Source organism: Brevundimonas sp., from assembly GCF_036659295.1.
GTDB lineage: Bacteria > Pseudomonadota > Alphaproteobacteria > Caulobacterales > Caulobacteraceae > Brevundimonas.
Window position 1 is genome coordinate 1 of record NZ_JAVXCU010000075.1, and the last position, 11,171, is coordinate 11,171.

11 protein-coding genes are annotated in these 11,171 nt (G+C 61.8%); 5 read left to right on the top strand and 6 right to left on the bottom strand.

What is annotated here, in order from left to right:
• From RSB01_RS11500 to RSB01_RS11520, 5 genes are all read left to right on the top strand, one after another.
• Positions 1 to 1,360 (top strand): peptidylprolyl isomerase (locus tag RSB01_RS11500; RefSeq protein ID WP_332625502.1); only part of this gene is annotated, 1,360 nt, incomplete at its 5' end.
• 11 nt (positions 1,361 to 1,371) lie between these two features.
• Complete coding sequence (pdxA, locus tag RSB01_RS11505; RefSeq protein ID WP_332590876.1) at positions 1,372 to 2,406, top strand: 4-hydroxythreonine-4-phosphate dehydrogenase PdxA; 1,035 nt, start codon at positions 1,372 to 1,374, stop codon at positions 2,404 to 2,406.
• Positions 2,407 to 2,415: 9 nt separating this feature from the next.
• The gene (gene rsmA, locus RSB01_RS11510) at positions 2,416 to 3,225 is read left to right on the top strand and encodes a 16S rRNA (adenine(1518)-N(6)/adenine(1519)-N(6))-dimethyltransferase RsmA (protein ID WP_332590875.1); all 810 of its coding nucleotides are present in this window, start codon (positions 2,416 to 2,418) and stop codon (positions 3,223 to 3,225) included.
• A gap of 16 nt (positions 3,226 to 3,241) precedes the next feature.
• Positions 3,242 to 4,366 carry an aminotransferase class I/II-fold pyridoxal phosphate-dependent enzyme gene (locus RSB01_RS11515; protein WP_332619793.1) on the top strand — a complete coding sequence of 375 codons (1,125 nt, stop codon included), beginning with the start codon at positions 3,242 to 3,244 and terminating at the stop codon, positions 4,364 to 4,366.
• 71 nt (positions 4,367 to 4,437) lie between these two features.
• Positions 4,438 to 6,138: an MHYT domain-containing protein gene (locus RSB01_RS11520; RefSeq protein ID WP_332619794.1), complete on the top strand. Its 1,701-nt coding sequence runs from the start codon at positions 4,438 to 4,440 to the stop codon at positions 6,136 to 6,138.
• A 6-nt stretch (positions 6,139 to 6,144) separates the two neighbouring features.
• Here the strand turns inward: RSB01_RS11520 and gmk are convergent, their stop codons facing one another.
• The 6 genes from gmk to RSB01_RS11550 all read right to left on the bottom strand — a co-directional run.
• On the bottom strand, positions 6,145 to 6,786 hold the full coding sequence (gene gmk / locus RSB01_RS11525) for a guanylate kinase (protein WP_332592004.1): 642 nt from the start codon (positions 6,784 to 6,786) through the stop codon (positions 6,145 to 6,147).
• A 106-nt stretch (positions 6,787 to 6,892) separates the two neighbouring features.
• Positions 6,893 to 7,777, bottom strand: a complete 885-nt coding sequence (locus RSB01_RS11530; protein ID WP_332619795.1) for a YicC/YloC family endoribonuclease — start codon at positions 7,775 to 7,777, stop codon at positions 6,893 to 6,895.
• Positions 7,777 to 8,961, bottom strand: a complete 1,185-nt coding sequence (gene mltG / locus RSB01_RS11535; RefSeq protein WP_332592131.1) for an endolytic transglycosylase MltG — start codon at positions 8,959 to 8,961, stop codon at positions 7,777 to 7,779. The genes RSB01_RS11530 and mltG overlap by 1 nt, the downstream gene beginning before the upstream one ends.
• Before the next feature lies 1 nt (position 8,962).
• Positions 8,963 to 10,243 carry a beta-ketoacyl-ACP synthase II gene (gene fabF / locus RSB01_RS11540; protein ID WP_332619796.1) on the bottom strand — a complete coding sequence of 427 codons (1,281 nt, stop codon included), beginning with the start codon at positions 10,241 to 10,243 and terminating at the stop codon, positions 8,963 to 8,965.
• A gap of 210 nt (positions 10,244 to 10,453) precedes the next feature.
• Entirely contained in the window at positions 10,454 to 10,693 is a 240-nt protein-coding gene (locus RSB01_RS11545; RefSeq protein WP_167177928.1) for an acyl carrier protein, read from the bottom strand.
• Between the two features lie 192 nt (positions 10,694 to 10,885).
• On the bottom strand, positions 10,886 to 11,171 hold a 286-nt coding region (locus tag RSB01_RS11550), incomplete at its 5' end, for an SDR family oxidoreductase (RefSeq protein WP_332625504.1).

Here is an 11,171-nt window from a genome sequence, read left to right on the forward strand (position 1 = left end):
CACTATGGGTTTCAAGCGTTTCACCACGGGAACGGCAATTGCCGCCGTTCTGTCGTCCGCCACCTTGGCACCGGCTTTCGCGCAAATCGCGCCTCAAGCCTCGGCGCCACAGGCAGCGGGCGCCCTGAACCCTGCCGCCGAAGACGCCCCTGTGCGGGCGACCGAGGAAGCGCGCTTCCAATTGTCGGACGGCGTGATTGCTACGGTCAATGACCGCATCATTACCGGCTTTGACCTGCGCCAGCGCATCTTGATGATCATCATGATGTCGCAGGTCCAGCCGACGCCGGAATCCATGCCGGCCCTGCAACAACAGGCCCTGAACGATCTGGTTGACGAGCGCCTGCAAGCGCAGGAAATCGCCAAGTTCGAAACGCTGAAGGTCAGCGATCAGGAAGTTGACCGCGAACTGGCCACCATGGCCCGCGAAGTCGGCCTGTCTCTCGAAGACTATCTGCGCTTTGTGCAACAGGGCGGCATCCAGTTGCCGGCCTTCCGCGAAAGCATCCGCACCCGTCTGGGCTGGAGCGATCTGACCGTCGGCCGCTTCCGCGACCGCGCCCGCGTCAGCCCCACCCAGGTGGATCAGGCCATGCGCCAGCTGACCGAATCGGCCACCAAACCGCAATACCTGATCGGCGAAATCTATCTGGAAGCATCCCGCGTCGGCGGTATGCAGGAAGCCATTAACGGTGCCCGCCAGCTGACCCAGCAAATGGTACAGGGCGCACCGTTCCAGAACGTGGCCCGCCAGTTTTCGGCTGCTCCGTCCGCAGCCCGTGGCGGTGACGCCGGCTGGGTTGTTCAAGGCACCGTCCAGCCTGCCCTTCAGGCGGCTCTGGATGTGCTCGAAGTGGGCCAGTTGTCGAACCCGATCGCTGTCGAAGGCGGCGTTTACATCATCTATATGCGCGACAAGCGTGCCGGTGCTGCCACCAGCCACGTCTCGCTGAAACAGGTGATGATCGAACTGCCCGAAACGGCGACAGAAGCTGAAATTGCCGCCGCAACCGCGCGCTTGAACAGCATCCGCTCGGGTCTCACCTGCTCGAACATTCTCGAACAGGGCCGCGAGCAGGACGGCCTTACGGCTTCGGATCTGGGCGAGGCCGATATTTCGGACCTGCTGCCGCAGTTCCAGCAGGTTGCACGCTCGGCAGAAGTCGGCTCGATCAGCGATCCTGTCCGCTCGCCTCTGGGCCTGCACCTTCTGGCCGTCTGTGACCGCCGCGTCGGTGGCCCCGAAGTGCCGTCGCGCCAACAGATCGAAAACCGCCTGCAAGGTCAGAACTTCGCCATGCTGGGTCGCCGCTATCTGCGTGACCTGCGCGAAGATGCCCTGATCGAAATCAAGCAATGATGGACGCCGCAATGACGGGGGTTCGTTCAAACGGCCCCCTCATTGTGAGCATGGGCGACCCTGCCGGTGTCGGCCCCGAAGTGATCGCGCGCGGCTGGGATGTTCTGCGCCAGCTACGCCAGTCTGTCCTGAACCCTGCGCCCCTGCCGTTCGTCGTGCTGGGAGATGCCGCAACGCTGGCCAAGCAGGGTTTTCCGGTCGAGGCCGTCTATGGCCCCCATGATGCCTTTAGCGTGTTCAACCGCGCCATTCCGGTCATCGACCTGCCTGCCCCCGCCCCTGTTGTGGCCGGACAGCCTGATCCGGCCAATGCCGGTGCTGTTGCCGACTGGATCGAACGCGCCGTCGATATGATCTTGTCGGGCGAAGGCTCGGGACTGGTCACCGCCCCCATCGCCAAGGCCCCAATGTATTCGGCCGGTTTCCGTTTTCCTGGCCATACCGAATTCATCGCCGAACTGACCGCCGACATGCCGTTCACCGGCACGCGCGGACCGGTGATGATGCTGACCGCACAGAACCTTCGCGCTTGTCTGGTGACCATCCATGTGGCGATTGACCAGTTGCCAGAACTGGTCACGGCCGACCGCGTTTTGCGTGTCGCCCGTGTCGTGCATGAATCCATGAAGCGTGACTTCGGCATTGCCAAGCCACGTCTGGCCATGGCGGCGCTAAATCCGCATGCGGGCGAAGGCGGCTCTATCGGCCTTCAGGAAATCGAGATCTTGCGTCCTGCGGCGGCGCAACTGCGTGGCGAAGGCATCGACATCTCGGACCCGCTGCCTGCCGACACCCTGTTCCACGAGGAAGCACGGGCGCGTTTCGATGCCCATATCTGCCTTTATCACGATCAGGCCCTGATTCCGGTCAAGACGCTGGACTTCTGGGGTGGCGTCAATGCCACGCTGGGCCTGCCTATAGTGCGTACCTCGCCGGACCACGGCACAGGATTCGACATCGCCGGAAAGGGCATTGCCCGCGCCGACAGCTTTATTGCGGCAGTAAAACTGGCATCAGAGATGGCGGCAAAGCGCGCTACGCGCTAACACCCTCCCGTGACCGACAACCTGCCCTCCCTCCGCGAAACGCTCGACGCCCATGGTCTTTCGGCCAAGAAGAGCTTTGGCCAGCATTTCTTGCTGGACCTGAACATCACCCGCAAGATCGTGCGCTATGCTGGCCCGTTCGAGGGCCGCAATGTCATCGAGGTCGGCCCCGGCCCCGGTGGCCTGACCCGCGCCCTGATCGAAAGCGATGCGGGCAAGGTTGTTCTGGTCGAGAAAGACCCGCGCTTTATTCCGCTGCTGTCCGAGCTGGACGACGGCTCGGGTCGTCTGACGATCCATGAAGCCGACGCCCTCAAGGTCAAGGAAGCCGAGCTTTCGGACGGTCCGACCCATATGGTGTCGAACCTGCCCTATAATGTCGGCACGCCACTGCTGATCAAATGGCTGACCGGACCGTGGCTGCCCCATGCCATGACGCTGATGTTCCAGAAGGAAGTCGCCGAGCGCGTGGTCGCCCAGCCGGATGACGACGCCTATGGCCGTCTGGCGGTGATTTCACAGGCCGTATGCGAGGCCCGCATTGTCATGCACCTGCCCGCCGCAGCCTTCACGCCGCCGCCCAAGGTGGCGTCTGCGGTTGTGCATCTGGTGCCGCTGGCCGTGCGCCCGTCACCCGAACGCCTGAAAAAACTCGAACGCGTCACCGCCGCGGCCTTTGGCCAGCGTCGCAAGATGCTGCGTTCGTCCCTCAAACAACTTGGTGGTGCCGCCCTGTGCGAAGCCGCCGGAATTTCACCCGAGGCCCGCGCCGAAACCATCGACGTGGCCGGCTTCCTGCGCTTGGCTGATGCCTTATAAAAGACTGTTCTTGTAAATGACTGTCCAGATTGATCCTTTCCGCGCCATCCAGATTTCCCGTATTGCCCACGAGCTGAAAGCCGAGGGCCGTTCGGTTATCCACATGGAGTTCGGCCAGCCGTCTACGGGCGCACCTAGCGCTGCCATTGCCGAGGCCCATGCCCGTCTGGATTCCGAATCCGGCGGCTATTGGGAAGACCCGCAACTGCGCGTGCGCATCGCCAAACTCTATGCCGACCGTTATGGCGTAACCGTCGATCCGGAATGTGTGGTTCTGACCGCCGGTGCCTCGCCGGCGCTGGTTCTGGCCCTGTCGGTGCTGTTCAATCCGGGTGATCGCGTGGCCACGGCCCGCCCCGGCTATGTGGCCTATCGCAATACGCTGAAGGCGATGCACATGGAGTGCGTCGAAATCGGTTGCGGCCCCGAGGTCAGCTATCAGATGACGGCGGCGGCTCTGGATGCCATCGAACCGGCTCCGCAAGGCGTTATTCTGGCCTCTCCGGCCAATCCGACCGGCTCGCTGATCCCCGAGGCCGAGCTTGAGGCCATTGCCGAGGTTTGCGCCCGCAAGAACATCCACATCATCTCGGACGAGATCTATCACGGCCTGATCTTTAACGGCCGTGCGCCGTGCATGCTCGATTATGCGCCCAACGCGACTGTGGTGAATTCCTTCTCGAAATACTGGAGCATGCCGGGTTGGCGTTTGGGTTGGGTGATCCTGCCCGAGCCGCTGGTGCAACAGGCCCGCGCCCGCATGGGCAATATGTTCCTGACTCCTGCGACCCTCAGCCAGCGCGCCGCCCTGGTGGCCATGGACTGCGTGGACGAGCTGGAAACCTATGTCGATGTCTATCGCCAGAACCGCCAACTGATGCTGGAGGCCCTGCCCGCACTGGGTCTGGCCACTATCGCACCGCCCGATGGCGCCTTCTATATCTATGCAGATATCAGCCATCTGACGGACAATAGCATCGACTTCTGCGAGCGTCTGTTGCGTGCCACCGGCGTTGCCACCGCCCCCGGTGTCGACTTCGACCCCGTAGACGGCCACCGCTTCATCCGCTTCAGCTTCGCCGTCTCTACCGATCAGGTCAAAGACGCCATCGAACGCATCAAGCCTTTTTTCAACTCTTAGATAGCAATAGTATGGCAATAGCTAAGGTCTGATCTGCACGAAGATCGAAACCGGAATGCCGGAGGTGGGGTTTGGGACATAGTCACGATATTGTCTTTGTCGCCCTGTCCTTTGGCGTTGCCATACTGGCTTCATGGACGGCGCTCGGGCTTCTCGGGCGCGTCCGTGCCAATCTGGAACTCCAGCGCGCCCTTTGGCTGGTAGCCACCGCCACGGCCATGGGGGGCGGTATCTGGTCGATGCATTTTATCGCCATGCTGGGTTTCAACCCCGGCCATGCGGTAAGCTATGACATCACGCTGACCCTCCTTTCCTTCCTTCTGGCTGTCGGCGGAACCGGCCTGGCCTTCTGGATGGCTGCCAGACTGCAACGCCCCATATGGCAGCTTGTGGTGTCAGGGATCGCCATGGGGCTGGCCATCGCCTCGATGCACTATGTCGGTATGGCGGCCATCCGCACGACCGCTGTGCTGGAATACCAGCCTGTATTTGTGGTGGCCGCCCTGTCCGTGGCCATGCTGGCTTCGTTCGGCGCCATGTTGCTGGCCAATAAAGACCTGTCGAACCGCCAGAAAGCCGTCGCCTCTCTGTGCCTCGCCGTGGCGGTTACCGCCATGCACTATACGGCCATGGCCGGTGTCACCGTCACAGAAACGGGCATAGCACCCCATCCGCGCGGCAATGCCACATCGCTGACCCTTGCCGTCACCACGGCGTTGCTGACCACCATCCTGCTGATTGCCTCGGGGATCACGGCCTATCTGGACCGGCACATGAAGGTGCTGTCAGTGCTGGATGCCGGTGACATCGGCTATTGGGAGGTGCGCCTGCCCAGCCGTCAGGTCTGGCTGTCACCCCACGCCCGCATGCTTTTGATGCAGACCGACACCGCCGACGGTCAAACCACCACAATCGACCATTCTGCCGCTCTGGTAGAAGCCGCCATCGCTATGGCCAAGAATGCCATACGCAACCCCCAGCAGACCCTCAGCAAGGAAATCGAGCTGCGCGTTGGTGAACGCTGGGTCGCGGTGCGCGGGCGCATGCTGCAACTGCGCCGCCAGCATCATATCAAGCTGGCCGGTATCATGATCGACATCACCCAGGCGCATACGGTCCGCACGGCTCTGGAGGTCAGCGATGCCCGCCAGAAGCTGTTGCTCAACGAGTTGAACCACCGCCTGAAAAATAATTTTGCCAGCATCCAGTCCATTGCGGCCCTGACCGCTCGTGGCAGCCCCGATCTGGAAACCTTTATCGACACCTTCCAGTCGCGCCTGCTGGCCCTGTCCAACACCCAGACGCTGCTGACCAATACCGGCTGGGAAAGCGCCGACATCGCCGCCATTTTCGAGCAGGAACTGCACCCCTACACGCAACAGGCGGTTATCGAGGGGCCGTCCTTGCTTCTGGAGCCCAAACGCGCCCTGTCCATGGGTCTAATCGCCCACGAACTGACCACCAATGCGGCCAAGCACGGCGCGCTCAGCCGCGACAAGGGGACCATCCATGTACGCTGGACTCTGCCCGACCGTCATGGGCGTGTCAGTCTGGAATGGCGCGAAACGGGGGGGCCGGAGATTACAAAACAGCCCTCGCGCAAGGGCTTTGGCTCACGCCTGATCCGTAACAGCATAGAAGGCCCGCTGCGCGGCACCGCTCAAAACGAATACCGGCCAACGGGCCTGAAGGTGACACTGAACTTCACCACCCTCGACGAGCCGGGGGTTCAAAAGAACATCCAGCGCATCAAGGTCATCAATCCCGTCTAGACGCGATCAGACCACTTCGTTCAGAAGCGCCTTCTTGTAGTCCTGCACCCACAGATTGCGACGACGTGCGCTGCGTTCTGCGTGATAGATGTGGGCCAGCTCGGCATAGGAACGGTCAAAGTCTTCGTTCACCAGCACATAGTCGAACTCGTCGCAGTGTTCGATCTCGCCCTTGGCATTGGCCACGCGGCGCTCGATCACATCCTCGGCGTCCTGCGAACGGGTAATCAGACGGCGGCGAAGCTCGGCAAGGCTCGGCGGCATGATGAAGACACGCACAGCATCACCGGCGCATTTCTCGGCCACGTCGCGCGCGCCCTGCCAGTCAATATCGAACAGGACATCGCGGCCCTCGGCCAACGCACGCTCTACAGGTGCGCGCGGGGTGCCGTAGTGGTTACCGTGGACGTCTGCCCATTCGAGGAAGGCATCGGCGTCGATCAGACGCTGGAATTCCTCGCGCGAGACAAAATTATAGTCGCGGCCATCGACTTCGCCCGGGCGGATACCGCGCGTGGTCATCGAAACCGACAGTTCCAGACCTTTGTGATCAGACATCAAACGGCGGCACAGGCTGGTCTTACCGGCACCCGAGGGGCTGGCAACGATCAGAAGGACGCCTCGGCGGGGGCTTCGCGTGTTCGACATCAACAGGCTTTCAACGACTCGTGGAAGCGAGGGTGCATAAAACTGCTCGCCCTCGCCTGCAAGGTTTGCAGCCCCGAAAGACTACAGGCTTTAGTCCTAAATGGACCTATTCGACGTTTTGGACCTGTTCGCGTAGCTGTTCGATCACAGCTTTCAGTTCCAGACCGATGGCCGTAAGCGGCGTGGTTGCCGATTTGGAGCACAGGGTATTGGCCTCGCGCATGAACTCCTGCATCAGGAAGTCCAGCTTGCGACCGGCAGGCGGCGATGCCACCAGCGCCTTGGCTGACGCGATGTGTGCGGCCAAACGGTCCAGTTCCTCGCGCACATCGGCCTTGGTGGCCAGAGCGGCCGCTTCGAGGAAGATACGCTCTTCCAGGCCGGCGACCTCGCCCGCCAGATCGCTGATGCGGCGGGTAAAGCGGTCGCGGATCGCCTGAACCTGTGTTTCGGCCTCGGTCTCGGCGCGGATCACTAGGGCTTCGATCTGGCCGATAAAGCCATGAATGACCGGAAGCAGTTGTGCGCCTTCCTGCTGGCGCGAAGACTTCAGGGCATCCAGAGCCTGTTCGATACTGGCAATGATGGCCACCTCGACCGCAGCGTGGGCCTCGGCATCCTCGGCCTCTTCGCTGGCCTCGATGACACCACGCAGGGCCAGCAGGCCGTCGGCGCTGGCCGGGGCCATGCCCTGTGCCATCAGGTCCTTGGCCAGTTCCTGATAGCGCGACAGGATATCGGTATTGATCTTGATCGTGCCTTCGCCAGCACCATCACGGCGGGCCTGAACACCAAGAGACAACTGGCCGCGCTGGAAACGCGCTTGCGCCGCTGTCTTGGCCGAACGCTCAAGTGCCTCAAAGCCATTTGGTCCGCGATAGCGCACCTCAAGGCTACGCCCGTTGACCGAGCGGACCTCTACAGACCAGTTCCAGCCGTTCAGCGCACCATCGGCGCGCCCAAAGCCCGTCATTCCCGACAATACCGACATCAGCGCGTCTCCTCAGGTACGCGGATCACCTGCGCGCCCGCCGGAATCTGTTCCGGCATCAGCACGCGTGGTCCTGTATCCACCGCGTCGTTCGTCAGCGCATCGACGGGCAGTCCGCTTTCCAGCGCCGCACGGCGACGCTCGACATCACGCCAGCGCGCCACATTCAGCAGGTGCTCCTGATAGGTGCGGGCAAACACATGCCCGCCCGTGCCATCGGCCACAAAGAACAGATATTCCGAGCGGGCCGGATTCAGGACTGCCTTGATGGCCTCTTCACCCGGATTGGCAATCGGCGTGGGCGGAAGCCCGCTGATGACATAGGTGTTCCATGGGGTATCGGCGCGGATTTCCGACAGGCGGATACCGCGGCCCAGAGGCTTACCCTTGGTGATCCCGTAGATAATGGTCGGATCGCTCTCTAAGCGCATCCCCATACGCAGACGGTTGGTAAACACCGCCGCCACTTCCTGGCGCTCGCCGTCAGTGCCGGTTTCCTTTTCCACAATCGACGCAAGGATAAGGGCTTCTTGTGGCGTACGGGCAATCGTGTTGCGGCTGCGGGTCGCCCAAAGTGCGTCCAGCTTTTGCGCCGCCATACGCTGCATACGCGCGACCACGGCCTGACGGTTTTCGCCGCGTGCGACCTCATAGGTTTCCGGCCACAGCGTCCCCTCGTCGGGAACCTCGGTGACCTCGCCCGTCAGCACCGGCTGGCGCATCAGGATGTCCACCGCCTGTGCCGATGACCAGCCTTCCGGCAGGGTGACATAGTGGCGGACGCTCTTGCCCTCGGCCAAGATCGAAACGACCTTGGACAGCGAAGCACCAGACGGCACTTCGTATTCACCCGCCCTGATCTTGCGATCCACACCACGCAGGCTGATGGCCGCGCGGAACAGATCGGTCGAGCGGATCACGCCTGCATTTTTCAGATTGGCCGCGATGACCGGAACCCCTGCCCCGCTGGGCAGGGTGACAACCGTCACTTCGGCTCCGCCTTCAGCCTTGGGGCCAGGCCCCCAATAGACGGCCCACAGGGCAATCAGACCGGCAATCAGGAACAGGCCAAGCGTACCACCGGCTGTAATAAGGCCGATACCAAGGCTCGAACGCGGCCCCTTGGGACCTTTGGCGCGAGAGGGCGTCTTTTTGGTCGCGGGGCGCGTCGGAGCCTTGGCCAAGTTAGTCGACCTTTTTGAAGATCACAGCGGCATTGGTGCCGCCAAAGCCGAACGAGTTGGACATGGCAACATCCACCTTCTTGGCCTTGCCCTTGTGCGGAACCAGATCAATCAGGGTCTCATGTTCGGGATCATCGAGGTTGATGGTCGGCGGGACCATCTGGTCCTTGATAGCCAGTACCGAGAACACGCATTCGATCGCACCGGCAGCGCCCAGAAGGTGGCCCGTCATCGACTTGGTGGACGACACCGTCAGGTCCTTGGCGTGGTCGCCAACCAGACGCTCAATCGCCTTCAGTTCGATCCAGTCGGCCATGGTCGAGGTGCCGTGGGCGTTGACGTAATCAAGGTCCGAAGGCTCCATACCAGCCCGCTTCAGTGCCATCTTCATAGCGCGCAGACCGCCGTCGCCATCTTCGGACGGCGCCGTGATGTGGTAGGCGTCGCCGCTCATCCCATAGCCGACAACCTCGGCATAGATTTTCGCGCCGCGCGCCTTGGCGTGTTCGTATTCTTCCAGAACCATAACGCCCGCGCCCTCGCCCATGATGAAGCCGGCATGGCCACGGTCATAGGGACGCGATGCCTTTTCAGGCGTGTCGTTATAGGCGGTGCACAGCGCTTTACAGGCGAGGAAGCCCGCAATGCCGATCGGCACGACCGAGCTTTCGGCACCACCGGCCACCATCACCTCGGCATCGCCCAGCGCAATCATGCGGGCGGCATCGCCGATGGCGTGTGCGCCGGTTGCGCAAGCGGTCACCACCGAGTGGTTCGGGCCTTTCAGGCCGTGGCGGATCGAGATCTGGCCCGAAGCCAGATTGATCAGGGCCGACGGGATGAAGAAAGGACTGACGCGACGCGGGCCCTGTTCCTTCAGAACAATGGCGGTATCGGCGATGGGGCCAAGGCCGCCAATGCCGGAGCCGACCATGACGCCGGTGGCTTCCTGATCTTCGGCCGTTTCCGGCTTCCAGTTGGCATCGGCCAGAGCTTCGTCGGCAGCCGCCATGGCGAAGACGATGAAATCGTCCACGCGCTTGCGTTCCTTGGGCGTCAGAACCTTGTCGAAATCGAACATGCCGGGCTGGTCGGGCGAGCCGCCACCACGACCGTCCACAGCCGGAACCTCGCCTGCAATGGTGCAGCCATAGCCTTCGGTGTCGAAATTGGTGATCGGACGGATACCGGACTGACCGTCCAGAAGCTTCTTCCAGACATGGTCCACACCCGTACCCAGCGGGGTAACAAGGCCGAGGCCCGTAATGACAACGCGGCGCATGGTTCGCGCTCCTTAGTTCTGACTGTGCAACGGCTTGGCAAAGCCAGTCGGTCGCCACACAGCGCCCGACCTCATCGGTGCCCGACTGTACTTCGAGGGAATCACTCGATCCAGAATCAGGCCCAAAAACACTAAAGGCCGCCGGACGGTCCCGCTAGGGGTCCGTCACGGCGGCCATTAGCTTGAAGTGCGACGTATCGCAGGGGCCTATTAGGCGCCCAGCTTCTCGTCGATGAACTTCACGGCGTCGCCGACGGTTTGGATGTGCTCAGCAGCATCGTCCGGGATTTCGACGTCGAATTCTTCTTCGAAGGCCATGACCAGCTCGACGGTGTCGAGCGAGTCAGCGCCCAGATCGTCGATGAAGGATGCTTTTTCGGTGACCTTGTCCGGGTCGGCGTCCAGTTGTTCGATGACGATCTTGCGGACGCGTTCGAGGGTGTCGGACATGAGTGTCTCTCTGCCTGTTGTGTTGGTCGCCGTGATGGCGGGGTTAGTCTTACGCCGTGTCACGGCAGTCTTGGTGACGCAAGCCCTAGGGCCTCACATCACCGCGAGCATTCCCGCCCTTTAGCACAGCCACAGGACAAGGAAATAGTTTGTTGCCTGTCGTGATAATGAAAATAATCACGACCGCAAAGATTAGATCATCGCCATGCCGCCGTTTACGTGCAGGGTCTGGCCCGTGACGTAAGCAGCTTCATTCGATGAAAGATAGACGGCGGCGGCGGCAATTTCATCGCCCGAGCCCAGACGACCGGCCGGAATACGGCCCAGAATCGCCTCGCGCTGCTGTTCGTTCAAAACGTCGGTCATCGGCGAGGCAATAAAGCCCGGTGCGATGCAATTGACGGTAATTCCACGTGAACCGACCTCTTGGGCCAGCGACTTCGAGAAGCCGATCATGCCTGCCTTGGAAGCCGAATAG